Origin of the sequence: Propionigenium maris DSM 9537, from assembly GCF_027925155.1 — a bacterium.
Taxonomy (GTDB): Bacteria; Fusobacteriota; Fusobacteriia; order Fusobacteriales; family Fusobacteriaceae; genus Propionigenium; species Propionigenium maris.
The window spans coordinates 1-24,932 of sequence record NZ_BSDY01000014.1 but is presented as its reverse complement, the minus strand read 5'-3'; the positions used below and the strand labels follow the sequence as shown (position 1 = coordinate 24,932).

Genomic DNA, 24,932 nt, shown 5'->3' with positions numbered 1-24,932 from the left:
TTTTTTGCAAAAGAATTGGGAGAGGGAGAGGGGCGATCTCATAGGTGAGTCTGATTATAAAAGATAAAAAACAGATGTAATTGTCACCTTTCTTGAAGGGTTATTACCTATATTAAATAAGCACCTTTTAATCTTTTTTTAAAAATTAGTTTAACTTGAGGGGAAATTTCATTATAATTAAGTTATAAACATGATGAAGTGAGGTACGACTATGAAAAAAATACTGCTTGTGGAAGATGAGTTTAGAATAAGAAAGATAACCAAGGACTTCCTTGTGGAGGAGGGTTACAAGGTAGTGGAAGCTGCTGATGGAAGGGAAGCTATAGATAAGTTCAATGGAGAGGCCTTTGATCTGGTTCTCCTGGATGTAATGCTCCCAGAGATAGACGGGTGGAGTGTACTGAGGGAGATAAGAAAGGACTCCAATGTACTGGTGATGATGCTGACGGCCAGAAGTGATGATTCCGATCAGATATTCGGTTATCAGCTAAAGGCCGATGACTATCTGACCAAGCCCTTTAATCCCGATCTCTTAATAGCCAGGGTAAAGGCTCTTCTCAGAAGAGGGCCTAGCGAGAGCAAGGATGAGCTCAGCTTTGGAAATATAGTGATAAATGAAAAACAGTTTAAGGTCTTTATAGATGGTGAGGATATAGAGCTTACAAAGAAGGAGTTTGAGATGTTTAAATACCTCACTGAAAATAAGGGGAATGTCCTTACCCGTGAACAGATACTAAACAGGGTATGGGGGTACGATTACTATGGAGATTTCAGAGTGGTAGATAACCATGTAAAGAGACTCCGTAAGAAGCTGAAGGCTGACTATATTGAAACTGTAAGAGGTGTAGGTTACAGATTTGAGGTGAAGTGATGAAGATTAGAAATGAACTCTTTCTGATTATTATCTTCATAATTCTGACCTTTGGTATAACCCTTCAGAGTATAAATAAGTTCTATCTGGAGAGCTACTATATAGAGAGGGAGAGAAACCAGATACTTTTAATCGGCGACTCCCTTGAGAAGTCCTATGTCCAGGAGGAAGTGGATGAGCTGGAAAACCTTCGGGGAATAAAGGTAAGAAGGATACCATATGAGAAGAACGGGGAAAACTTTCTTCTGGGGATATACTTTGGAGCCCTGGATCTTGAAAAACTCATAAGCGGAAATATAATCCTCAACGACAGAAAATCCAAAAATACCAATACCAGGATAATAGTGTATGGGAAGTATATTCCAAAGACCAGTGAGGTCCTTGTGATAACGAGTCACGTGGGGAAGATAAAAAACTCCATAAATATCTACAGAAGGTTTACCCTGAATGTTGTAATGGTCTTCTTCATAGTGGGAATAGTGCTGGCCTACTTCCTCTCCATAAGAATAACCAAACCAGTGGTGGAGCTGGAGGAGGTAGCCAAGAGGATATCCCGCCTGGACTTTAATACAGGGATCAATCCCAATGGAAATACTGAGATAAAAAGTCTGGGGAACAGTATAGAGACCATGAGAAACAGGCTTAGAAGGGCTCTTCTGGAGCTAAGTGAGGCCAATGAAAAGCTCAAGGAGGACATAGAGAAGGAGAAGAAGATAGATAAGATGAGGAGAAGCTTTATAGCCGGGGTAAACCATGAGCTGAAGACTCCCATTACGATTATAAACAGCTACTCCTATGCCCTTAAGAGGAAGCTCAAGGGAGATGAGGATACGGGGTACTACTGCGATGTGATCCTAGATGAGGTGGAGAAGATGGAGAAGATGGTAAACAGGCTTCTCTTCCTGTCCAAGGCTGAAGCAGGATTTCTGGAGATGAGACCAGAGGAGATAGATGTAGAGGAGGAACTTTCCACCCTCCTGGCCAAGTATGGTGCCATAGTCAAGGAGAAGGGAATAACCCTAAACTCTAAGCTTATGCCATTAACAGTTACTTTTGACAGGGAGCAGCTGGGGATAGTGCTGGATAACCTTATGAGCAATGCCTTTAAGTATGTTAAGAACCATGGGGAGATAAGGGTAGAAGCCTATGAGGAGGGGGAGAGCGGTGTAGTAGAGATATACAACACCTCGGACCCCATAGGAGATGAGCAGCTGGCGAAGCTATGGAATCCTTTCTTTATTCTGGATAAGTCCAGAAGTAAAAATGGAAAGAGTACAGGTCTTGGTCTCTCCATCGTTAAGAATATAATGGACAACCATAAGGGGGAGTACTCTGCTGAAAATAAGGATTCAGGAGTTCTCTTTACAATAAGGATACCTAAAGAAGTGAGTTAACCCTCACTTTTTTTGTTAATTTTTTTAAGGAGGTGTTCCATATGACACTGTGTTTTCTAGTGTCGTTTTGTTACAAAAAAACTATATATCAAAATAAAGAACTGATTTAGAACACCTATTCAGTTTGTGGAAAAATTGATCACCAGGGGGGCTATTTTTTCACTTGATTCTTTCATAAATAGGGGGTAATAATAATATCAGTGTTTTAAAGGTTAGGACGTGAAAAGTTAACAAGGGGGGAGCTGCTGTGAGTAGCAAAAATGAACTAGATGTTTACCTCTTCCATAGGGGGGAACACAAGAGAGCATATGAATTTATGGGAGCTCATAGTATCCCTGGGGGGATAATCTTTAGAGTCTGGGCACCAAATGCCCGCTCTGTAAGTGTTGTAGGAGACTTCAATTCGTGGAATGGAAGGAATCACTCCATGAAAAGGATTAATGCTGAAGGAATTTGGGAAGTGGAGATAGAGGGCCTTTCAGAGGGAACGATCTATAAGTATGCTATAGAGGGTCAAAACGGAACTATCGTCAATAAAAGTGATCCCTACGCATTTTACTCGGAAGTAAGGCCAAATACAGCATCTGTAATCTATCCAATGAAAACCTATGAGTGGACCGATGAGAAGTGGATAAAGAGAAGGGATAAGTTGAACCACTATGAAAATCCCATGAATATCTATGAGGTACATTTGGGATCATGGAAGAGGGGAGGGGACGGAGAGTTCCTTAACTACAGGGAGATGGCAGATGACCTGGCAAAGTATGTAAAGAATATGGCATATACCCATGTGGAGATAATGCCTGTGGGAGAGTATCCCCTGGATGCTTCCTGGGGATATCAGGGAACAGGATACTACTCTGTAACCAGCAGGTATGGTAATCCAGAGGATCTGAAGTATTTTGTAGATGCCCTTCATAAAAAAAATATAGGGGTAATACTGGACTGGGTGCCAGGGCACTTCTGTAAGGATACCCACGGCCTCTACAGGTTTGACGGGACACCTACATATGAGTACTCCTGGAACCTTTTAGGAGAAAACTATGACTGGGGTACAGCAAACTTTGATCTTGGAAGAAATGAGGTAAGAAGCTTTCTTATCTCCAATGCCCTCTACTGGATGAGGGAATTTCATATAGATGGCCTGAGAATAGATGCAGTGGCCAATATGATCTATCTGGATTACGGAAAGAACGGCCACCCGGAACTGAGAAATGAGTATGGAGGGAACGAAAACCTTGTGGCGGTGGAGTTTCTCAGAAGAGTGAATAAAGCGGTACTGGAGGAGTTTCCCGGCAACTATGTGTTTGCCGAGGAATCCACAGCATGGCCTATGGTGACTAAGCCTGATTATGTAGGGGGACTTGGATTTACCTATAAGTGGAATATGGGGTGGATGAACGATACCCTGGATTATATGAGTAAGGACTCCCTCTATAAGAAGTGGCATCATGAAAATATAACATTTTCCTTTGTCTATGCCTATGCAGAGAACTATACCCTGCCCCTCTCCCACGATGAGGTGGTTCACGGGAAGAAATCTCTCATCGACAAGATGCCCGGTAGCTATGAGGAGAAGTTTCCAAACCTCAGGTGTCTATACGGGTATATGATGGGAACTCCCGGAAAGAAGCTCCTCTTCATGGGAGGGGAGTTCGGGCAGTTTGCTGAGTGGAAGTTTGATGAGGGACTGGATTGGCACCTCTTAGACTATCCAAAGCACAAGGAGATGAAGAGGTATGTGAGGGATCTTAACCGCTTCTATAAGAGGGAAAAGTCTCTCTGGGAGAAGGATATCCATGGGGACGGGTTCCAGTGGATAGACTGCCTCAACCACGAGGAGAGCCTAATATCCTTTATCAGGCGAGGGAAGGATAAGGATGAGTTCCTTGTGGGAGTATTTAACTTTACCCCGGTGGAGAGAAGAGGCTACAAGGTAGGAGTTCCTAGATTTACAGTATATGAGGAAGTATTTAACAGTGATCTGAAGATATATGGGGGAAATACAGAGAAAGTTAGGGAAGAGATCCATCCAGTAAGAGAGGGGTGGAATGATATGAAACAACATATATTAATAGACGTGCCGCCACTTTCGGCAGTTTATTATAAAGGGAAATTTAAAAGGAGAGGGTAGAACTATGGCTAAGAAGAACATAATAGCTATGATATTGGCAGGAGGTCAGGGGAGCAGACTAAAGCCCCTAACAGAAAAGATAGCAAAACCAGCAGTTCCATTTGGAGGAAAGTACAGAATAATAGATTTTCCTTTGAGTAACTGTACAAACTCGGGTATAGACACTGTGGGGGTGCTGACCCAGTATGAGCCATTTATCTTAAATAAGCATATAGGAATGGGAGCTCCGTGGGATCTCGACAGAAAAAATGGAGGGGCAACGGTACTGCAGCCATATACCAATATGGAGGGGGGAGACTGGTATACAGGAACCGCCAACGCCATATATCAAAATATTAATTATATAGACAGCTACGATCCGGAGTATGTACTGATCCTTTCAGGGGATCACATCTATAAGATGGACTACAGTAAGATGTTTTCCTTCCACGAGGAGATGGGAGCAGAGGCTACAATAGCTGTAATAGAAGTACCAGGCGATGAGGCTTCGAGATTTGGTATTATGAATACCAATCCCGACTACTCCATCTATGAGTTTGAGGAGAAGCCGGCAAATCCAAAGAGTAACCTGGCTTCCATGGGAATCTATATATTTAAATGGGATCTCTTAAAGAAGTATCTCCAGGAGGATCAGGAGGATCCTGAATCCAGCAATGACTTTGGTAAGAATATAATCCCTAAGATGCTGGAAGCCGATAAAAAGCTCTTTGCATATCCATTTAAGGGATACTGGAAGGATGTGGGAACTATAAAGAGTCTGTGGGAGGCTAATATGGATCTCCTGGATTCGGAAAATGAGCTGAATATCTTTGACAGAGACTGGAGGATCTACTCTCCACAGGAAGCTTATCCCCCTCACTTTATAGGACCAGATGCAAAGATCGATAACTCCATGATAGTAGAGGGGTGTGAGATAGAGGGAGAGGTAGTAAACTCGGTAATCTTTGCAGGGGTAAAGATAGGTAAAAATACTAAGGTAATAAACTCTGTAATCATGGAAAATTCTCAGCTTGAGGAGAATGTAATAATCAATAAGGCTATCTTGGGGTCCAATGTAACTGTAAGGGATCATACCGTTATAGGGGACGGAAAGGAAGTAGCTGTAATAGAGGATTATAGAGTTGTAAATGGAAATAAGATATTAAAGTAAGTTTAGGGGGAAGAAGATGTTAAATAACTATATGGGAGTTCTACTGTTAGGGGAAGACGATACAGATATAAGAGGTTTGACTAAAAATAGATCTATAGCTTCTATACCAATTGGAGGAAGATATAGGGTAATAGATTTTGCTCTCTCAAACCTTACCAATGCAGGGGTAACTAATATTGGACTCTATACCAAGAAAATAAATAGCAGATCCCTTGTGGATCACTTAGGGGATGGAAGTCCTTGGGATCTTGACAGAAAGAGGGACGGACTATTCCTATTCCATGCTTCTGGAGCTACAGAGGGAGGAATTACAGATGTGACTAATTTGAAGAACAATCTGGAGTACCTCTACAGAAGTAAGCAGGAGCATGTAATTGTGGCTACCTCCTACATGGTATGCAATATGAACCTCAAGGAGATGATCAGGGTCCACGAGGAGAGCGGAGCAGATATAACAATGGCATATAAGACTGTGGATAATGCAGATATAGCCTTTGAAAACTGTGATACTGTAAAGGTGGGAGAGGATAACAATATCATTGGAATAGGTAAGAACCTCCACTTCAGAAAGAGGGAAAATATCTCCATGGAAACCTTTATCCTGTCCAAGGAGCACCTCATAAGGTTCCTGGGAGAATCTACCCAGGGAGGAGAGTATAAAAATATAAGGGATCTTCTCACTGTGAGCAGGGGAGAGCTTGTGGTAAAGGGATATGAGTTTGACGGATACCTAAAGTGTATAAACAGTACAAAGCAGTACTACGATCTCAATATGGATATCCTAGACGGGGATATCAGGAGGGATCTCTTCTTTAAAAATGGAAGGATCTTTACCAAGATAAAGGATACTCCTCCGACAAAGTTTACCACTGGTTCCAAGGTAACTAACTCCCTTGTGGCCAACGGTTCCCTTATAGACGGAAGGGTTACCAACAGTGTGGTGGCAAGACATGTGAGGATAGAGGAGGGGGCAGAGATAGAGAACTGCATCATCCTCCAGGACTGTAAGATAGGAAAGGATGCCAAGTTAAAGAATGTTATAATAGACAAGAATACAGTAATTAACAGTGGCGAGGAACTAAAAGCAGCCAAGGAGTTCCCCCTTGTAATAGAGAAGAAGGTAGGGATCTCCACTGAAGCATTCAGGGAGCTTTACTGGCCGCTTGAGGACATTTAAGGAGGTAAAGAGATGAAGGTGTTGTTTGCTACAGGGGAGGCATGGCCTTTTATAAAGACAGGGGGGCTGGGAGACGTGGCACACTCCCTGCCAAAGGCACTTAGTAAGATGGGAGTAGACGTAAGGGTGATTCTGCCTAAATACTCCCTTATAGACTATAAATACAGAAGTAAGATGACTCACATGGGGCATACCTATGTGCAGTTAAATTGGAGAAATCAGTATTGTGGTGTGGAATCCCTTGAATATGAGGGAGTAAAGTACTACTTTGTGGATAATGAGTACTACTTCAACAGGGAGAAAGCCTATGGTGAGTTAGATGACTGTGAGAGGTTCTCCTTCTTCAGTAAGGGTATTCTTTCAGCCCTTGATGTACTGGGCTTTGAACCAGATGTGATCCACTGCAATGACTGGCATACGGGACTTGTACCCCTCTATCTCAATGAGATGAAGAAGAGTGGGATATATGATGGAATAAAAACCCTCTATACCATCCATAACCTCAAGTATCAGGGGATATTTGTAAGGGAGAATCTAGGAGATACTGTAGCCCTCCCATATGATTCTTACTTCAGGGAGGACGGACTGAAGTTCTATGACGGGATCTCCTTTATGAAGGGGGGAATCAACTACTCCGATCATATCTCCACAGTAAGTGTAACCTATGCAGAGGAGATAAAGAGTGAGTTTTACGGTGAGAGCCTTCACGGCCTCTTCCACCTCTATGAAGATAAGCTTTCGGGGATAGTAAATGGAATCGATTATGAGATCTTCAATCCCCGTAAGGATAAGGAGATAGCTGTTAAGTTTGGTCAGTCCAAGCTGGACAAGAAGGTAAGGAATAAGCTGGCTCTTCAAAAGGAACTGGGTCTTGCTGTAGCTGAGGATGTTCCTATGATAGGGATAATTACAAGGCTGGTAAAGCAGAAGGGAATAGATCTTGTGGCCCATGTTCTTCAGGAGCTTCTGGAGAAGAATGTCCAGATAGTGGTACTGGGAACGGGAGATGAGGACTTTGAGGATCTCTTTGAATACTACTCTCAGATGTATCCGGCAAAACTCTCCTCCAATATAACCTTTGATCATGCCCTGGCAAAGAGGATATATGCTTCAGCAGATATGTTCCTAATGCCATCTCTCTTTGAGCCATGTGGTCTCTCCCAGATGATCTCCATGAGATATGGTACAGTACCGGTGGTAAGGGAGACAGGGGGACTTAAGGACACTGTAGAGCCCTATAATAAATTTGCAAATACTGGTACAGGGTTTACCTTTGTAAACTACAACGCCCACGAGATGCTGGATACAATTTCAAGAGCTCTGGAGCTCTATGAGGATCCAAAGAGGTGGCACGATCTCATAATTAGAGGTATGCAGATGAAGAACTCCTGGAGCCAGGTGGGAAGAAGCTATAAAAAACTATATTTAGAACTGGCAAAGTAGTGGTTTTTTAGGGGGGATAGCATGGAAAATATAAAGAGTATAACCAAGGAAGACATCAAGGAAAAGCTTCTCAATGCTTTGAAGGGAATGTATGCTAAGGAACTGCCAGATGCCACTATGAACCAGAAGTATGAAGCCTTTTCCAAGGTGATAAGGGACTATATCTCCGAGGGATGGCTGGAAACCAATAAGCAGTACAGGGAGAAGAAGGTCAAGCAGGTCTACTACCTGTCCATGGAGTTTTTAATTGGAAAGCTTCTTGAAAGAAACCTTATAAACCTTGGGATAAGGGAGCTGGCCAAGGAAGCTCTTGCTGATATGGGGATAGATTTTGGAGAGATAGTAGAGGAGGAACCAGATGCAGGTCTTGGTAATGGAGGCCTTGGGCGTCTGGCAGCCTGCTTTATAGACTCCCTCTCCTCCCTAGAGCTTCCAGGACACGGATGCGGGATAAGATATAAGTATGGACTCTTCAGACAGGAGATAAAGAATGGGTATCAGGTAGAGGTCCCAGACCTTTGGCTCAAGGAGAGGTATCCATGGGAGGTAAAGAAGGAGAATAGAGGGGTAAAGGTAAGGTTTGGGGGAGATGCCTATGTGGCAACTGTAAGGGGACACCTAAAGGTAGTTCATGAAAACTACTATACAGTAAAGGCAATCCCCTATGATATACCTATCTCTGGATATCAGAACAATACTGTAAATACCCTGAGGCTGTGGAGTGCAGAGGCAGATACAGATGAATTTGATTTTGTAAACTTCAACAGCGGCCACTATATGCAGTCGGTTGAGGGAAAGTATACAGCGGAACTCATATCCCAGGTGCTCTATCCCGATGACTCCACTGAAAACGGGAAGCAGCTGAGATTAAAGCAGGAGTACTTCTTTGTAAGCTCCAGCCTCCAGGCGATATTTAACTATCACAGGGAGCTGGGAATAGATTTTAAGAGACTGGATGACTATGTAGCTATCCATATAAATGACACCCATCCGGCCCTGGCTGTGGCTGAGATTATGAGGCTTCTTATAGATGAGGAGGGACTCAAGTGGGAGGAGGCCTGGGAGATAACCCAGAAGGTATGCGCCTATACAAACCATACTATAATGGAGGAGGCATTGGAGAAGTGGCCTATACAGATGTTCAAGAAACTTCTTCCAAGGATCTACCTTATCATAGAGGAGATAAACAGACGTTTCTGTCAGGAGGTAATGAATAAGTATCTCAACTGGAATGTTGTAAACAGGATGTCCATTATAGAGGAAGGCCTTGTAAGGATGGCAAACCTTGCCATTGTGGGAAGTCACTCGGTAAACGGGGTGGCAGCCCTTCACACTGAGATCCTTCAAAAGAAGGAGCTGAGGGACTTCCATGAGTTCTATCCAGGGAAGCTCAACAACAAGACTAATGGTATAACTCATAGAAGGTGGCTTATAAAGAGTAACCCGGCCCTTTCAGCTATGCTGGATACCCACATTGGAACTGATTGGAGAAAGGATCCTGTGAGCCTAGAAAAGCTCATGGAGTTTAAGGAGGATCACTCTGTTTTAAAGAAGCTGGCTAAGATAAAGCATGAGAATAAGGTGGAGCTGGCCAGGTATATCAAGGAGAAGAATGGTATAGAGGTAGACCCAAACTCTATCTTCGATGTCCAGGTAAAGAGGGTCCATGGATATAAAAGGCAGCTGTTAAACTGTATGCATATCCTCTACCTCTATAAGAAGCTGAAGAAGGACAAGGATTTTGATATCCATCCTCGTACCTTTATCTTTGGTGCCAAGGCCGCACCGGCATACTACTTTGCCAAGAATGTAATCAAGCTTATCAACACCCTGGGAGAGATAATCAACAATGATCCCGATATAAATGATAAGTTAAAGGTAGTATTCATAGAGAACTACAGTGTATCCAAGGCAGAGAAGATAATTCCAGCTGCAGATGTAAGTGAACAGATATCCACTGCTTCCAAGGAAGCATCGGGGACTGGTAATATGAAGTTCATGATGAATGGAGCTGTTACTCTGGCTACTCTGGATGGGGCTAATGTGGAGATCCATAATCTGGTGGGAGATGACAATATAGTCCTCTTTGGAATGACTTCAGATGAGGTTATTAGCCTCTATGAGAACTTCCAGAATGATACCCATAAATTTATCGAATCCAACCCTGAGATAGCAGAGCTCATAGCCAGCTTTGTAGATGGCAGCCTTGGAGTTGTGGGAAGTGAATTCAGTGATATCTGCAGATATCTTTTGGAGGAGAACGACTACTTCTTCGTATTGAAGGATTTCTGGGCCTATGTGGAAGCTCAAAATAAGATTGAGGAGCTCTACAGGGACAGGGAGAGATGGAATGAGATGTGCCTGGTAAATATTGCCAAGGCGGGATACTTTTCCTCGGACAACACCATATCCAAGTATGCAAGGGATATATGGGATATAGAGAGGGAGAGCATATAGACGGAATAAACAAAAGAAATCCAGTGAGGGATTAACCCCTCACTGGATTTCTTATTTGAAGAAAAGTATAGAATTTATAAAAGATTTACATGAAGTAATTAGTACTCCTATTGATTGTTAGGATGCAACGTCAGGTTGCCTTTTAAAAACTGGAGAATATCCTCGTGGACCTCTACCCTGTTTATCTCATTGATCATCTCATGTCTTCCCCCTGGATAGAGTTTCAGCCTGAGGTTGCGGAATCCCATTTTTTCATAGAAATGAGCAAGTCTTCTTACTCCCCTCCCATAGAATCCCACAGGGTCCCTGTCCCCAGACATTATAAGGAGGGGAATATCCCTATCCAGACTATCAAAGTCATGTTTATGAAAGAGCTTGCTCAGGTAGGCAAGAAATGAAGCGTAGAATCCAGAGGTATAGACAAACCCGCAGTAGGGATCTTCTATATATCTGGCTACAACCTTCTTGTCCCTGCTGAGCCAGTCGAAGGCAGTGATCCTTCCCTTGATGGCTCTGTTGTACCCTGCAAAGAGGAGTTTATTCATAAGCTTACTCTTCTTATTTTTTCTGATTAATTCTATTATCTTTCCCAGCTTGGATCCCATAGCAGTCTTCAGGTAGGGAGTCCTGCATGAGCCAGAGAGGATATACCCTTCTACCTCCTCGGTAGATTTCTTCATATGCCCCTGAGCCATAAAGGATCCCATACTGTGTCCCAGGATAAAGAGGGGAATACCGGGATATCCCCTCTTTAACTGGCAGGTGAGTTCCATCTCGTCCTCTATAAGGGTCTCGAAGGGCTGGGGGATCACTCCCAGCGCCTCTATCTTCTCTACTGAGAGGCCGTGTCCCCTGTGGTCTGTGGATACTACCAGGTACCCCTCCTTGTTGAGCCGCCTTGCCAGCTGATCGTATCTCCCTCCGTGCTCACCCATACCGTGGATTATCTGAACTATCCCCACAAGGGTTCCTTCAGGAGTCCATGTCCTGATGTGTATATCCTTTAACTTAACCTTCATAGGTACCTCCTAAAAAATCACCTTAACTTAAAGGTAATCTAAAACAACTTTTTTATCAAGGGAGTGGAGTATCTTTACCAGGTCCTTTACAATCTTGAGCTTTATATTGAAGCTCAGGGGAAAGTCGGGGTTTTGGTGAGCAGGGTTTACTGCAGTCCCTGCATAGATATTCACATGGCTTGCATCGTAGAGTAGATGCCGTGCTAGAATACCTGCCCCGTCATCCTGGGTTATAGCTGTGCTGAATGTTTTATACTCCCTAAGGTAATCTACAGTTCTGCTTAGGGTTATGAGGCCTTCGGTAACAAGGTCCACTCCCTCCAGGTGTCCCACAGGGGGAAGGGAGTCTGGAGAGTATCCTGAGAGATCGATCTGGATCTCCTTCTTCCAGTGGCTGGCTACTATATTGGCTGTGGTTCCCCCACAGAGGATCTTCATCCCGGGAGCTCTATGCAAGATATCTACCATCAGCCAGTCCAGAGTGCTGTCTTTGGGAGGCCCGGTAAATAGATTCACATACTTTACAGGTTGAAGCTTTATGGCGAGGACTGTAGTATCATCCCCTGGTTTTCCGTCGTAGAGGGTGTTGCATACCTCCAGGAGTCCGTTAGCTATATCCCTTGCAAACTTCTTCTGGGACATTCCTCTGAGGAAGTCATTGATACTGTCCCACTGCCATCCCAGGTTGAGGAGCTCCCCTACCCCAGCATGGACAGCTCCGTCACTTACTACAGTGAGGAGGTCCCCTGGAAGGAACCTGAAGTTACTCTCATAGATGGTCTTTCCGTTTATATGCCGTTCAACCTTATCTATAGGAAGGTCACAGCCGTTTCTGTAGAAGAAGCATGGGGGATTGTCGTACTCAACCATATAGCACTCCCCGTTGTCGCTGAGCTTTATTATGGTAAATGTAGAGTAGGCGAGCTTCCTTACCTTGCACTCGGGAAGGGTATTGACAATGGTCTCCATGGTTTCATCGATGGTGGATCCCTCCATGAGCATTGTGACGGCAATCTTTGAGGTAAGGGTAGCCAGGATATTTGCCTTTACCCCACTCCCCAGTCCGTCTGAGAGGACCATAATACAGCCGTCCTCGGTCTTTATATACTCTACATTGTCCCCACACAGCTCCTCACCCTTTTTATTTAAGCTTCTGTATGAAGCATCTATATAGTATTCCATCATAGACTCTCCTCTTTATTAAATACATCCTTTACCTTGTTCAGGGCAACCTTTGTTTCAGCAGTTGTCTCCCCCAGAAGTCCGGCGATCTCCTGTACTACCCTCATCTGTTTCTCGATTACTTCCTGAGTAATCTCCAGGGTCTTTTCCTTGAGCTCCCTGATCTCCTCCTTTCTCATGACCTCCTTGGTCACATCGGTGAAGATGAGAAGGGTATCCTCTCTGGAATCCATTGGGATGACGCTTACCATCATGTGGAGGTTATCCCTGGTAAAGGAGACCCTCTCCCAGAGGATGTTTTCCTTTCTCTCCAACAGGTTACTTACACTATCCAGAAACTCGAAGGTATCTATTGGATGGTCCTTGAGCTCAAAGGGAGCAAGACCAAAGAATCTGCTGAAGGCCATATTGGACTCCACAATCCTCTTCTCCCCGTCCAGTATAAGGATGGCATTTGGAGAGTTTTCAAAGATCTCATTGGAGATCCTCTCAGAGCACTTCTTTACATAGTGGATGCACATATCTGCATGGGACATCCCCTTGTAGATGGAGATAGCCTTCTCTCTGCAGGTCTCATAGCCGCATCCCCCACAGTTTAACTCATCCTCTATACTCCTCTTCTCCAGGGATAGAAGGATATCCTTGATCTCCTTTTCCGATGGGAGCTCCTCCACGATCTTCTTGTCTGTGAAGGAGGTGGAGTAGTGGTGGTTTTCTATGGTGTTCAGATCCAGGGTTTTCTCTGGATCAATGGCTTCCTGTTCCTGAAGGTATTTCTTCAGCTTCTGGACCCTGGAAAAGGCCGATGAACCTATCCTTGAGCCGCTGGGACCTCCCAGACAACTCTTTCTACAGGCGCTGACCTCTATACAGGCTCCCCTCAGGTTCCCATTTATGATCTCCTGGAAGATCTCCATACACTCGCCCACTCCGTCCACTCTCATATGAGTGAGTTTCTTCTCTTCAAGTACATCCTTTATCCCCTCTAGGATTCCCCCCACTACAGGGTAGGAGCTTCCAGATGTGCTTCCATACCTGTCGCACTTACTCTCCTCCTCCAGGTGGTAGTCTATCCCGTCAAGGGCCATCCACTGGGATACCTCATCAAAGGTAAGAACGGCATCTATTGTCTCTGCATGCTTCTTGGTGAGGGACTCACACTTCTTTGAGATACATGGTCCCAGGAACACCACCTTCTCTTTGGGATCCTCCCTCTTGATGGTCTTCCCGTGGGCCATCATAGGCGACATATAGGGAATCACATAGGGGATCACCTCGGGAAAGTACTTCTCAATGAGAAGAACCACCGATGGACAGCAGGTGGTGATAAATAGGTCATCCCTGCTCTCCCTTATATAATCCCTGTAGAGTTTGGAGGTGATGTCTGCCCCCACAGCAGTCTCCTCCACCTTTGAAAACCCTAACCTCCGAAGAGCAGTGGTAAACTTATCGGAACTTTCATAGAACCCCCTGAAGGACGGGGCCACAGAGAGGGTAACTTTCTCCTGGTAATTTATTAAATTTTTCACAAAACCTACATCTGAATGGATGTTTCTTGCATTTTGTGGACAGCTGGCAAAGCACTGACCACAGGCGATACACTTGTCGGTAATTATATGAGCCTGGTTATCCTCTATCTTTATGGCTTTAACCTTACAGGTTCTTACACACTTATAGCACTGGTGGCAGTTAGCCTCGGAAAAATTCATTACCTTCATATCTCCATCTCCCCTAAAAGAGTTCTGAACTCCTCAACAATTCCATCTTTGGAGAAGGAGTAGACCTTGTCGCTTCCCTCTACTGAAGCAGAAACACCCTCTAAGCAGTTATTCAGACAGAAGCAGGCCTTCAGCTCAACCCTATCCTCTAACCTCTCCTTTTTTATGAGTTTTGTAAGGGTATCTATTACATTATAGGAACCCCTTACGTGACAGGCGCTTCCAACACAAACTTTTAGTACAATCATTCATATCCCCCCTTTAAAAAGTATATTTCCAGTCTACCATAATCGGATTTTTGACACAATAAAAAGTAGCCTTAACAACGGTGGGAAAAGGTGCTATAATCTTATGGAGAGGTGATACGATGAAGGATAACATAGCTCTTATAGGGTTTATGGGGAGCGGAAAATCCACTGTGGGAAGACAGCTGGCCAGAGCCCTTGAGATGAAGTTTGTGGATATAGATAGAATCATAACTGAGAGAGAGGGGAAATCCATTCCAGAGATCTTTGCCGAGAAGGGGGAGACCTACTTTAGAAGGCTGGAGAACCAGATAGTGGAGGAGGAATCCAGAGATAACAATGTGGTGATATCAACTGGTGGGGGAGTTATAATAGATAATGCCAACATTAAAAATCTCAGGAAAACATCCTTTGTGGTTTACCTGGACTGTACCCTTGATTGTGTCTACAACAGGGTAAAGAGGAGAAAGAACAGACCCCTGCTCAATGTAGAGGATATGTATGCTACTATTAAGGATCTCCACGGAAAGAGGGAGAAGCTCTACAGGATCTCCTGTGACTACAGTGTAAGGATAGATGAGGATTCAACTATCTACGATACTGTGGATGATATTAAGAGAAAGTATATTGAAAGCTAAGGAACTCAGGCTGTCTCATATGAGAAGGCCCCATGAGTTCCTTATTTTTTTATTATGGGAAGATAATACTTTCTTGCCATGATGCAAGAAAGTAACCAAAGAAAATCTAGGGGTTCATAATTGTCTTTTTTAAGCCGGGCATAATGTCCGTTCCTTTGCTGGGCTCTCTACAGAGCCTAAAGGAGTTTAACGGAACGAAGCATATTCTTATTGTGAAGTCTGACGACTATGAACCCACTCTTTAATTAATGTATAGTGGCACGACTGACTGCAAAGAGCATTTTAAATTAGTATAATTCGTGGTGAGTTTTTTTAGAAAAATCTTATTTTTAAAATTAATCTGGAGAGATTAAACTATTTTTTCTCTCATTCTAACCTTAAAAAGGAAAGAAGGGGATTTTTTGTAACTATACTTAAGGAGAGTGATTGTATGGGAAAAATCTTGAGGTGCTTTAGTTTTTTCAGTTTTGTGTTGATCTTGGTGGAGGAGATCTTCGCGTAAACAGCTAAAAATAACTGCAATAGGGGGGAGGAGCATGAGAAAGGTAAAGATTATAGAGGAAAGTGTAAGGGAGATCTTCGAGAGCAAGGTAGAGTATTTTTTAGGGGACAGTCAGGTGGATATTGTTGAGATGAAGTATGCCGTAACCGATTCAAAGTACAGCGTACTATTTATCTATAGAAGACCATCAAGTGAAGGGTAGAGGTGGTTTAATTGTTACTTATAAAAAACGCCCGGCTGTCTATGGAGGATAGTAAGGTCTCGGATATCCTTATAGATGGGGGAAAGATTATAAGAATAGGTGGAAATATAGAGGTTGAGGGGGCAGAGGTCATAGAGGCTGGAGGGCTCCTTACAACCAGTGGACTGGTGGGGTACTGTTCTCCGGAAACAGAGGGGGCTGTAGCCAGGTTTACCCCTGGAATAAGAGCCATAGAGGAGCTGGATCTCTTTGGCCGGGAGCTTATCTTCTATCTGAACCAGGGGATCACAAGTATTGTAGTTCATCCTAAAAACAACAACCTTATAAGTGGCAGTGTGTGTGTAGTCAAAACCCACGAAGTCCTTATAGAGGACTATGTAATCAAGGAGGATGCTGCTATAAGGGTTATCCTTGGGGGAGATGAAGGCCTGGGAGAGAGGATGGCAGAGATAAGAAGCTTTATAGAACTTCTGGGAGAGTACCGGAAGGGGAAAGAGGTAGCAGGAAGGGAGGGGCTCAAGGTGAGGTTTACGGAGAAGATCCTGAGAAAGAGACACCCTGTTATCTTCAGGGCTGAGAGCAGCTCTGCTGTACTGGATGCTGTGCGGCTTATAGAGAGGTACAATCTCAGCGGAGTGGTGGAAACCTCGGTGGAAAACAGATATACTCTAAAGGCTCTTGAGGATGAGAGGATCCATACCATCAGAGAGAGAAGGGATGCCCCGCCCCACAACCTGGAGGAGCTCCAGGAAGCACTGGAGTTTAACAGAAGGATTACAAGGTTTTTAAATATAGACCACAGGGTAGGGGAGATATGTGTGGGGATGGACGCCGATATCGTTATCTGGGAGGAGGATCCTCTTGAGGCGGTAAGTGTAATTATAGACGGAAACCTTATTGGAAGGATAAACCGGTAGGAAGGGGGAAATTCCCTCTTTTTTCTTTGCACAAAAATGTGGATGGAGTTATAATAACCACAGAGATATAGTTATTGGATGAATTATTAGTATTTTTGCGTAGATAATTCATATCAATACGGTATAGTTTATTCATTTTGTCGTTTATAAAAAGATAAACTATAAATAAAAAGGGGGAAGAAGAATGAACAGACTAAAGGGAAAGCTGGCGTTTATTACCGGAGCCAGCAGTGGAATAGGAAGGGCAATAGCCGAGAGATATGCAGAACAGGGGGCAAACCTCATCATTACCTCTAGAAGGGAGGAGAAGCTCCTAGAGGTAAAGGGGGACCTTGAAAATAAATACGGAGTAGAGGTAAATATTCTGTTACAGGATGTGAGCAATCCTGAGGATGTAAGGACAGGTATAGATAGTCTTCCAGAGAACCTCAAGAAGATAGATATCCTTGTAAACAATGCAGGGCTGGCAGTGGGAATGACCAAGATCCATGAGAGTGATCCTGCATCCTTTGACAGGGTAATGGATACCAATGTAAAGGGACTTCTATATGTAAGCAGAGCAGTGATACCTTTAATGCTTGAAAACAATATCCCTGGACACATAGTAAATATCGGGTCCACAGCAGGAAATGCAGCCTATGCAGGGGGAGGGGTTTACTGTGCTTCTAAATCAGCGGTAAAGACCCTTACAGACGGGATGAGAATAGATCTTATAGACACTCCATTAAGGGTAACTAATATTCAGCCGGGAATGGTTGAGACAAACTTCAGTGTGATAAGGTTGGGGAACAAGGAAAAGGCAGACAGTGTGTACAAGGGGATAGAGGCTCTTACAGCAGATGATGTGGCTGACACAGTTATCTATGCGACAAACCTTCCGCAGAATGTACAGATCAGTGAGATCACTCTAATGCCTAATCACCAGGCAACGGGAACTAATATATATAAAGAAGTGAAATAGTATAAAATATGATTTAGTTAATAAAATAAGGAGGGGGGAACCCCTCCTTTTTAATAAAAACTTATTTTACCAGGTGAGCAAGAGTAACGCCCTGTGGTTTCTTAAAATATTTTTTTCAAAAGCTCCTCATTACCAATAATTTTTAACTTTAATCACTAATAGTTGTATTTGGAGTACCAGTAATTGAAGTTCTTATACCGGTTATGGGAGACCGATTTAGTTTTAGAGATTAATGTTATTCAACTAAGATAAGGAAAAATATCTTGTCGATTTTTGACAACCATGAATAGAAACAAGATCACTGAAAACAGCATGATAATAGCTCCATCTTTACCACGAAATGGACGTTTTTCATAGGTAAGTATCTTCAAGAAAACTAATGACTTTAAAAGGATTACGTAACACATAGTTATTATCATCGTTGAAATACCAAATGATATTACGAGCCATATAAGACTTTGTAAAATTTCCATCGTTCGCTCCTTTTTTTCATAATCGAATAATAATCTTTACTGCTCTTAACTTTATATCCTTTAAATAACAAAAAGTGCATATATTCAAATGGACATCCGTACCTAATTGGCTCTTTTTTTGTTGTTAAGGAAAGTATAGAAATTTTAAAACAGTTACTTAAAAAATGAGTGTCTCAACTGATTATTAGGATGCAGCGTCACGTTGCTTTTTATTGGGTTCGCATAACACAGAAATACAAACTCCACTATTCCATTACACCTCATAAGTTCAATAAAAATGTTATATTTAATAAATAATAAGGAGCTTAAATGTAATGAAGAGGCCTAAGTATAAATATTATACTTAGGCCTGGGTTATAATATAAATTCATATGGGAACTTGTAAAAGCTATATGCGGAAGAGCAGTTAATAACCCTTAAAAAAGGAAAGTATCCATATACTTCCAAAATAATTAAGGGTTTCATTTTGAATGTTTTTGGTTCGGGTATAACATTGTAAAATATTAAAGTTGGATTTATACTAATTATAGTTACTTGTTTTGAGTATATCTTAAATTTCTATATTTGTGATGTGTTTGAGTCAATAAAAGAAACAGTTTATCTTTTTCAGCAGTGCAGCTAATATAAAAGGAGATATTATGAGTAATATAGAAGAGATTGAGCTTATAAATAAGAAAGGGCAGAACAAAGGCTTTGAAATTATATCATTAAAGAGCTTTTTTGAATCTGTTGATGAATCTTTCATTAAAACATCATACCGCACCTCTTTTTACAATTTAATTTTTGTCACTGGAGGTAAGGGTGTCCATGAAATTGATTTTTTAGAATACACAATTAAAGCAGGGGAGCTTTTAATAATATCCAGGAATCGTGTTCATAGATACAGTGAATTCCATAACTTAGAGGGATACTTAATAATGTTTACAGAAGGGTTTTTATGTAAATTTTTAAGCAATCAAACTTCTGAAGTAAAAGAATTGTTTAAACTCAGTTATTTAAATCCACATGTTAATTGTCTGGATTTATATATATCAACATTAACCCCCCTTTTAAAGGTCATACATGATATGTACCAAAATTCATATGAGTTTGTAGATAATAAGGTAATTGCTTCCGCTTTCAACACTTTTGTACAGATACTCTTGAACAGTTCCTTAGGAGAAAGTACATCAAAATATAAAAAAAATGAAATATTTGTACAGTTCACTGAATTAGTTGAAAAAAATATTAATAGTGTGAAATCTGTGAAAGAGTATGCTGATATGATGCATGTCTCGAAAAAGACGGTTAACTTAATGACAAGAAAAGCAATTGATATGTCAGCTAAGCAGTATATTATTCAGCAATTAATTCTAAAAATAAGACTTAAACTCAGTTTTGAACAAAAAAGTATCAATGAGATTGCTTATGCATTAGGGTTTACAGAACCATCCAACATGACCAGATTTTTTAAGAAAAATACAAAAATCAGCCCCAGTGAATTTAGAAATATGATAAGGCATGATAAAAACAGCTGGTTAAGCAGTAAAAGTATAGAATTAAATGGACTTACGGAATCTGTTGAAGAAAATGTATATCATATTTCTTCAAAAGCAGTGGTTCCACTGCACAAACATGAAGATCAAGATGAAATATTTTATTGCATAAAAGGTTCGGGTTTTGGTGTACTGGAGAACGGAGAAGTGGAGTTAACGGTAGGCAAGGCTTTTATTGCCCCTGCTGGAATAATGCATTCACTGAGAAGTGATGGAGATCTCTATGTTACAGCTTTTCTTATTCCAGTCGTAGATGAGCGGCAAATTTGGTAAGGTTTAAATAAAATTGAGTATAAAAAGAATAAAAGGAGTAAAAATATGAATGCAAATGAAAATGCTATAAGAGAAAAAATGAATTTAAGAGCTCTCCAAGAAGGAGTTGATTTAAATGCTATTAAAGAAGGTATTGAAACAAATGTTTATTGTATTCCTGCCGGTGTAAAAGTAACTTTACATGATCATGCCGATAAAGATGAAATATTTTATTGTATAAAAGGTTCCGGATTTGGAGTTTCAGAAGATGGGGAAGTGGAATTAAACGTGGGAGATACATTTGTTGCTCCTGCCGGAACAATGCATGCACTGAGAAGTGATGAAATTCTATTTGTGGCGGCTATTTTAATCCCTGTAAACAAAATTATTTGTCACTGTAAACAAGTGAGTTTTGGAGATATCAGGAAAGCCATGGCTGGTGGTGCGCGTACTTTAGAGGAAATACAAGAAATCACAGGTGCAGGCACAGGCTGCGGTGGATGTATTGAAGAGGTAGAAAAAATATTATCAGTCGCGTGTGGATGCAAGGGCGTTTCAGTAGAAGCCATAGTTAACGCAGTTAAAGATGGAGCAGATACAATTGAAAAAGTTGGAGAGGTAACTGGAGCTGGAGCTGGCTGTGGAAGGTGTAAAGCTCTGTTACAAAATATAATTGATACAAAAAAGTAATAGAACGACATCATTGTATAAAAATACAAAGCAGGAGAGCTGAAAGATTTAGAGTGTGTTGTAATAATTTAATTAAAGTATAGTTAAGGAGAAATAATCTTATGTTTAAACGAATCGACCATATAACATTTAATGTTAAGGACAGAGCCAAATCTATAAAGTTTTACGAGGAGTATCTGGGCTTCAAAAAATACTATGAACATGATGTACCTTTTCCCGCAATAGAAAAAATAGTTTATCTTAAACTGGGGGATACTGTTTTAGAGTTGATACATATGCCTGATGATTCAGGTTCAGCAGATCAGGGATTCCATTTTTGTCTTGAGAGTGATAACTTCGACGAAGATTATAACCGTCTGCTAAATGCCGGTATTCCTGTCAATACCGAACCTCACCCTGTTGGAGCAAGAGAACCAGGAGAAGAAAGGTGGCGTAGAGTAGTGTTTGTAGGTCCCGACGGAGAGTTAATAGAGTTTAGAGGATAGAAACTTATAGCATGAATCCCATTTCAAAGTACGACATAAAGAAGGACTGAATAATGAAGGAAGTCATTAACTTTTAAATGGAAAACCAGTACAGTATTTAGCAAATGTTGGCTTGGATGTTAAATCTAAGGTGTGTCCTTTCTGATAAAAGAATTCGTGAAGTCATCCGGGCCAGATGTTGTAGGTATTACGAAACTTGACTCGATCAACTATCTTTTTTAGTAGAAAAAAATAGACTTGACCAAAGGAGCAGGAATTAGTTATAGAGTTGTTAGGGAGGATGTCGAAAAGTATGCATGATAAATCTGATAGATCAGGCATAAAAACAGACAAATAAAATGACAACTATTCAGAGGTGAGATTATGACTAAAGCTGAAATACTTTATGAACTGAATTTAAAGGAACTTATAGGTACTTCCTTTGAGGATATGATAGTTATCTCTGATATGAAGGTAGGAGAATATAACGCTCATAATAACATAGCGACCTATATAATAAATGGACATGTCCAACACCTAGTCTACACTCCAGAGGGAGGAATTTTCTATATGGACTTTTTCGGGGGAGAGGTTACAGGAATTAATTTTTCTTTTTCTAACAGGATGGTAGAGAAGAGTAAACGCTTTGATGTTGATATAATTGCAAAAAAGCCTTCTAAAATTGCTTATCTCCCCTTTGAAAAACTAATGGATCTTCGGTTTGATGGAAAGAGCAAAGCCATTGAAAAACTTTTGATGATGGGAGTAAAGGAACATTTTGAAAAATCTAAATATTTTCTTCTTAAAAATATGTGCTCAGACGAGGAGTTTTTTATAAAATACCTGGAGAGGTCTAAAACTATAGATACAAGAGGGACAAAAGAGCTTTCAGAGCTTTTAAACATAAAACAGAGAAGTCTTCAGAGGTTTCTAAAGAAGCTTCAGGAATATGAAATAATTGATAGGAGTAGTGGAAGAATACAGATAAAGGATCAAGCTAGACTGGAAGAATATAAGAAACGCTTTGAGAAATAGAATAGCAGGGAAGATCTAGAAATATTTTGAAAAAAGGAAGAGTCAGTTCTGGATAAACCAACAGAGATTAGAAAATGAAAAAATATTACTTTTTTTATAATAATTATTGATAATTAACTAAATTAGATATAATACCTAGAATGATTGACTGTGACAACTAACAATTACTCAGGCATCAGGAACAGTCGTTTATAAGAAAGGCTAAACTCAGATAGCGTTATCTTATAATTTAAATCTATTGATAGAAATACAAAGAGGGCGACCCATAAGTAGAATTTCTACTAGGGTCACCCTTCAATTTTGACTTCAAATTTTTCTGATTTATTTAAGTATTTAAGTCGCTCTCTTTTTTTATTTAGCCCTCCTACACTTCCTTGATTTATCGCCATATTCAATATAAAATTTGTTAGAAATCAGAATCCAGGGAGGTTTTCTATGAATAAAACTATTTTGATTCTTACTCTGTTAATATCTTTAAGTGTGAATAATTTTTCGTCATCATACTCCCCTAAAATTGAGGTAGTGGCAAGAGGCCAGGGTATCATATGGGCTTTTGATTTTCTGCCTGGGGGTAATATACTATTTACAGAGAGGGAGGGAAGATTAAAACACCTTGATCTGGAAACGAAGAAGATCACTGAAATAGCAGGGATACCAGAGGTTGAAGCTGTGGGACAGGGGGGCTTATTGGATATCCATATAGATAATAATCTTCAGGTGTTTTTAACATATTCAGCCCGGGATAAAGAAGCAGGCCTCACCACTGCTGTCTACAGTGCCCGGTGGGAAGATATGAAGCTGGTGGCGGGAAGGACTATATTTACAGCCATTACGGAAAAAAACAATGAGGGGCGGCACTTTGGGAGCAGGATAGAGGAGAGCAGCAGGGGGAACCTCTTTATCACAGTAGGTGACAGGGGAGAGAGAGAGTATGCACAGGAGCTGGATACCCACCAGGGGAAGGTCCTCCGGATAACCAAAGAGGGAGAAGCAGTGAAGGATAACCCCTTTGTGGGAAGAAAGGGTGCCCTCCCTGAAATATATAGTTACGGACACAGAAACCCCCAGGGAATCTTCTATGACAGGAGTAAGGGTGAGCTCTGGATAAATGAACATGGACCCCGTGGGGGAGATGAGATCAACTTAGTGGAACCTGGGAAAAACTACGGATGGCCTGTGATTACCTACGGACGTGAGTACCATGGACCTAGTATCGGTGAAGGTACTGAAAAAGAGGGAATGGAACAGCCCCTCTATCACTTCACCCCGTCCATTGCTCCTTCAGGTCTTTTTATCTATAGCGGAAAGATGTTTAAAGGTTGGAAGGGAAGCTTTTTCTCAGGAGCTCTTAAACTGACTCATCTAAACAGACTCTATGAAGAAGATGGAAGCTGGAAGGAGGAGCGGATAGACACTTTCGGCAGAGAACGGGTACGAGCTATAAAAGAGGCACCAGACGGATCGATCTTTGTGGGTACAGACTCTGGCAGGATCATCCGCCTCTACCTCTAGGACTCTTCCTCCAAGTTTTCTCTGCTTTTGATTTTTTTTCATACTAAGATGACATATCAAAAAGTGAATAAGGGTGAACCTTTTGGGTCACCCTCTTTTAGATTTACAAAATGATGAGGTTGTTCCTTAGATTAGTTTTGGACCAATCTTTTTTTTAATTAAATAAACAGTCTCCAGGTCTGAGCCGCCAGGAAGGTTACTATAAACCCAAGAGCAAGGGACAGGATAGCTGATAGGGCTGTCCCTTCAATTGGAGAAGTAGTAGAGGGAGCGGCGGCTGAACTTATTAAGGATACTATAAAAGCCTTAGAGAGGTTTTAGGTGGCAAAAGCTACTGATGATATCAAGGGGGCCTTTGAACAGTCTCGGAAGGAGGTAAAGCAAAGAATCAGGGTGGACCTGAGGTAAGCCGGATAGGGAGGGTAGAAGTAAAAAAAGTCCAAAGACAAAAAGAAAAAGATATGCTGCCTAAGATTCTTAAGAGGGCTAGGAAGTTTGAAGGGGATATGAAGGATAGTAAAGTCCCGGAAGTCTTAAAAATAGACAGGAAGGCTATTATAAATACTGTAAACCTAATAAAAAAGCAGTCACTCTAAGTGACTGCTTTTTTATTGAAATAATACAAGTATTAAATAGAAAGATATTATTACTTTATACAGTAAACAAATATTTTTTATTTGAATTTCATAAAAAGAATCTTCAGTTCAAATATATGGGAAGAACCTATAAGAGCAATTTATTTTTAGAATAGCCAGTTTAGATGCTCTAGATAAAGGAAGCAGGAATACGGAATAATCAAGAGGGGTGTAAATGTTTTTTTTTATTTTAATCGATATAGGCTGTTGCAAAAGTATTGTATAATTTTCAATATTGCAATGGCCTTTTCTATTGTAAATAATAATATCTTTAAACTAACATTAAAAAACTTCCTGCTTAGCCCTCTAACTCTATGATTATCAAT

Annotated in this window: 20 protein-coding genes; 16 read left to right on the top strand and 4 right to left on the bottom strand. The window is 41.3% G+C overall.

Features of this window, described 5'->3' with window-relative positions:
- Positions 1 to 211: 211 nt before the first annotated feature.
- From QMG11_RS13590 to QMG11_RS13560, 7 genes are all read left to right on the top strand, one after another.
- Positions 212 to 871 (top strand): response regulator transcription factor, encoded by a 660-nt coding sequence (locus QMG11_RS13590; RefSeq protein WP_281836664.1) that lies wholly within the window; start codon positions 212 to 214, stop codon positions 869 to 871.
- Positions 871 to 2,265 carry a sensor histidine kinase gene (locus QMG11_RS13585; protein ID WP_281836662.1) on the top strand — a complete coding sequence of 465 codons (1,395 nt, stop codon included), beginning with the start codon at positions 871 to 873 and terminating at the stop codon, positions 2,263 to 2,265. The genes QMG11_RS13590 and QMG11_RS13585 overlap by 1 nt, the downstream gene beginning before the upstream one ends.
- Positions 2,266 to 2,512: 247 nt before the next feature.
- On the top strand, positions 2,513 to 4,399 hold the full coding sequence (gene glgB, locus QMG11_RS13580) for a 1,4-alpha-glucan branching protein GlgB (RefSeq protein ID WP_281836661.1): 1,887 nt from the start codon (positions 2,513 to 2,515) through the stop codon (positions 4,397 to 4,399).
- 4 nt (positions 4,400 to 4,403) lie between these two features.
- Entirely contained in the window at positions 4,404 to 5,549 is a 1,146-nt protein-coding gene (locus QMG11_RS13575; protein ID WP_281836660.1) for a glucose-1-phosphate adenylyltransferase, read from the top strand.
- Between the two features lie 16 nt (positions 5,550 to 5,565).
- Positions 5,566 to 6,726, top strand: coding sequence for a glucose-1-phosphate adenylyltransferase subunit GlgD (gene glgD, locus QMG11_RS13570; protein WP_281836659.1), 1,161 nt, complete (start codon positions 5,566 to 5,568; stop codon positions 6,724 to 6,726).
- Between the two features lie 12 nt (positions 6,727 to 6,738).
- Positions 6,739 to 8,169, top strand: coding sequence for a glycogen synthase GlgA (gene glgA, locus QMG11_RS13565; protein ID WP_281836658.1), 1,431 nt, complete (start codon positions 6,739 to 6,741; stop codon positions 8,167 to 8,169).
- Between the two features lie 21 nt (positions 8,170 to 8,190).
- On the top strand, positions 8,191 to 10,626 hold the full coding sequence (locus QMG11_RS13560) for a glycogen/starch/alpha-glucan phosphorylase (RefSeq protein ID WP_281836657.1): 2,436 nt from the start codon (positions 8,191 to 8,193) through the stop codon (positions 10,624 to 10,626).
- 107 nt (positions 10,627 to 10,733) lie between these two features.
- Here QMG11_RS13560 and QMG11_RS13555 read toward each other — a convergent pair whose 3' ends face one another.
- Genes QMG11_RS13555 through QMG11_RS13540 form a run of 4 tightly spaced genes read right to left on the bottom strand, consistent with a single transcriptional unit; the run spans position 10,734 to position 14,793 of the window.
- Entirely contained in the window at positions 10,734 to 11,645 is a 912-nt protein-coding gene (locus tag QMG11_RS13555; RefSeq protein ID WP_281836656.1) for an alpha/beta fold hydrolase, read from the bottom strand.
- A 27-nt stretch (positions 11,646 to 11,672) separates the two neighbouring features.
- Positions 11,673 to 12,830, bottom strand: a complete 1,158-nt coding sequence (locus QMG11_RS13550; protein ID WP_281836655.1) for a SpoIIE family protein phosphatase — start codon at positions 12,828 to 12,830, stop codon at positions 11,673 to 11,675.
- Positions 12,827 to 14,545 (bottom strand): [Fe-Fe] hydrogenase large subunit C-terminal domain-containing protein, encoded by a 1,719-nt coding sequence (locus QMG11_RS13545; protein ID WP_281836654.1) that lies wholly within the window; start codon positions 14,543 to 14,545, stop codon positions 12,827 to 12,829. Before QMG11_RS13545 ends, QMG11_RS13550 begins: the two co-directional genes overlap by 4 nt.
- On the bottom strand, positions 14,542 to 14,793 hold the full coding sequence (locus QMG11_RS13540; RefSeq protein ID WP_281836653.1) for a (2Fe-2S) ferredoxin domain-containing protein: 252 nt from the start codon (positions 14,791 to 14,793) through the stop codon (positions 14,542 to 14,544). The genes QMG11_RS13545 and QMG11_RS13540 overlap by 4 nt, the downstream gene beginning before the upstream one ends.
- A gap of 119 nt (positions 14,794 to 14,912) precedes the next feature.
- Between QMG11_RS13540 and QMG11_RS13535 the strand changes: the two genes are divergently transcribed.
- From QMG11_RS13535 to QMG11_RS13495, 9 genes are all read left to right on the top strand, one after another.
- Positions 14,913 to 15,428: a shikimate kinase gene (locus tag QMG11_RS13535; protein WP_281836652.1), complete on the top strand. Its 516-nt coding sequence runs from the start codon at positions 14,913 to 14,915 to the stop codon at positions 15,426 to 15,428.
- Between the two features lie 536 nt (positions 15,429 to 15,964).
- Positions 15,965 to 16,132, top strand: a complete 168-nt coding sequence (locus QMG11_RS13530; RefSeq protein WP_281836650.1) for a hypothetical protein — start codon at positions 15,965 to 15,967, stop codon at positions 16,130 to 16,132.
- A gap of 11 nt (positions 16,133 to 16,143) precedes the next feature.
- Positions 16,144 to 17,049, top strand: a complete 906-nt coding sequence (locus tag QMG11_RS13525; protein ID WP_281836648.1) for an amidohydrolase family protein — start codon at positions 16,144 to 16,146, stop codon at positions 17,047 to 17,049.
- Between the two features lie 184 nt (positions 17,050 to 17,233).
- Positions 17,234 to 18,010 carry an SDR family NAD(P)-dependent oxidoreductase gene (locus QMG11_RS13520; protein WP_281836646.1) on the top strand — a complete coding sequence of 259 codons (777 nt, stop codon included), beginning with the start codon at positions 17,234 to 17,236 and terminating at the stop codon, positions 18,008 to 18,010.
- Between the two features lie 1,111 nt (positions 18,011 to 19,121).
- Entirely contained in the window at positions 19,122 to 20,291 is a 1,170-nt protein-coding gene (locus QMG11_RS13515) for a helix-turn-helix domain-containing protein (protein WP_281836644.1), read from the top strand.
- Positions 20,292 to 20,336: 45 nt separating this feature from the next.
- Complete coding sequence (locus tag QMG11_RS13510) at positions 20,337 to 20,960, top strand: (2Fe-2S)-binding protein (protein WP_281836642.1); 624 nt, start codon at positions 20,337 to 20,339, stop codon at positions 20,958 to 20,960.
- Between the two features lie 101 nt (positions 20,961 to 21,061).
- Entirely contained in the window at positions 21,062 to 21,445 is a 384-nt protein-coding gene (locus tag QMG11_RS13505; protein ID WP_281836641.1) for a VOC family protein, read from the top strand.
- A gap of 363 nt (positions 21,446 to 21,808) precedes the next feature.
- Positions 21,809 to 22,459, top strand: coding sequence for a helix-turn-helix domain-containing protein (locus QMG11_RS13500; RefSeq protein WP_281836639.1), 651 nt, complete (start codon positions 21,809 to 21,811; stop codon positions 22,457 to 22,459).
- Positions 22,460 to 22,894: 435 nt separating this feature from the next.
- Positions 22,895 to 23,971: a PQQ-dependent sugar dehydrogenase gene (locus QMG11_RS13495; protein ID WP_281836637.1), complete on the top strand. Its 1,077-nt coding sequence runs from the start codon at positions 22,895 to 22,897 to the stop codon at positions 23,969 to 23,971.
- Positions 23,972 to 24,932: the final 961 nt, after the last annotated feature.

Excerpts from the sequence above, each read along its gene's own strand:
- QMG11_RS13590 (WP_281836664.1), top strand. The coding sequence starts at position 212 with ATGAAAAAAATACTGCTTGTGGAAGATGAGTTTAGAATAAGAAAGATA.
- QMG11_RS13585 (WP_281836662.1), top strand. The coding sequence starts at position 871 with ATGAAGATTAGAAATGAACTCTTTCTGATTATTATCTTCATAATTCTG.
- QMG11_RS13575 (WP_281836660.1), top strand. The coding sequence starts at position 4,404 with ATGGCTAAGAAGAACATAATAGCTATGATATTGGCAGGAGGTCAGGGG.
- glgD (WP_281836659.1), top strand. The coding sequence starts at position 5,566 with ATGTTAAATAACTATATGGGAGTTCTACTGTTAGGGGAAGACGATACA.
- glgA (WP_281836658.1), top strand. The coding sequence starts at position 6,739 with ATGAAGGTGTTGTTTGCTACAGGGGAGGCATGGCCTTTTATAAAGACA.
- QMG11_RS13560 (WP_281836657.1), top strand. The coding sequence starts at position 8,191 with ATGGAAAATATAAAGAGTATAACCAAGGAAGACATCAAGGAAAAGCTT.
- QMG11_RS13555 (WP_281836656.1), bottom strand. The coding sequence starts at position 11,645 with ATGAAGGTTAAGTTAAAGGATATACACATCAGGACATGGACTCCTGAA.
- QMG11_RS13550 (WP_281836655.1), bottom strand. The coding sequence starts at position 12,830 with ATGATGGAATACTATATAGATGCTTCATACAGAAGCTTAAATAAAAAG.
- QMG11_RS13545 (WP_281836654.1), bottom strand. The coding sequence starts at position 14,545 with ATGAAGGTAATGAATTTTTCCGAGGCTAACTGCCACCAGTGCTATAAG.
- QMG11_RS13540 (WP_281836653.1), bottom strand. The coding sequence starts at position 14,793 with ATGATTGTACTAAAAGTTTGTGTTGGAAGCGCCTGTCACGTAAGGGGT.
- QMG11_RS13535 (WP_281836652.1), top strand. The coding sequence starts at position 14,913 with ATGAAGGATAACATAGCTCTTATAGGGTTTATGGGGAGCGGAAAATCC.
- QMG11_RS13530 (WP_281836650.1), top strand. The coding sequence starts at position 15,965 with ATGAGAAAGGTAAAGATTATAGAGGAAAGTGTAAGGGAGATCTTCGAG.
- QMG11_RS13520 (WP_281836646.1), top strand. The coding sequence starts at position 17,234 with ATGAACAGACTAAAGGGAAAGCTGGCGTTTATTACCGGAGCCAGCAGT.
- QMG11_RS13515 (WP_281836644.1), top strand. The coding sequence starts at position 19,122 with ATGAGTAATATAGAAGAGATTGAGCTTATAAATAAGAAAGGGCAGAAC.
- QMG11_RS13510 (WP_281836642.1), top strand. The coding sequence starts at position 20,337 with ATGAATGCAAATGAAAATGCTATAAGAGAAAAAATGAATTTAAGAGCT.
- QMG11_RS13505 (WP_281836641.1), top strand. The coding sequence starts at position 21,062 with ATGTTTAAACGAATCGACCATATAACATTTAATGTTAAGGACAGAGCC.
- QMG11_RS13500 (WP_281836639.1), top strand. The coding sequence starts at position 21,809 with ATGACTAAAGCTGAAATACTTTATGAACTGAATTTAAAGGAACTTATA.
- QMG11_RS13495 (WP_281836637.1), top strand. The coding sequence starts at position 22,895 with ATGAATAAAACTATTTTGATTCTTACTCTGTTAATATCTTTAAGTGTG.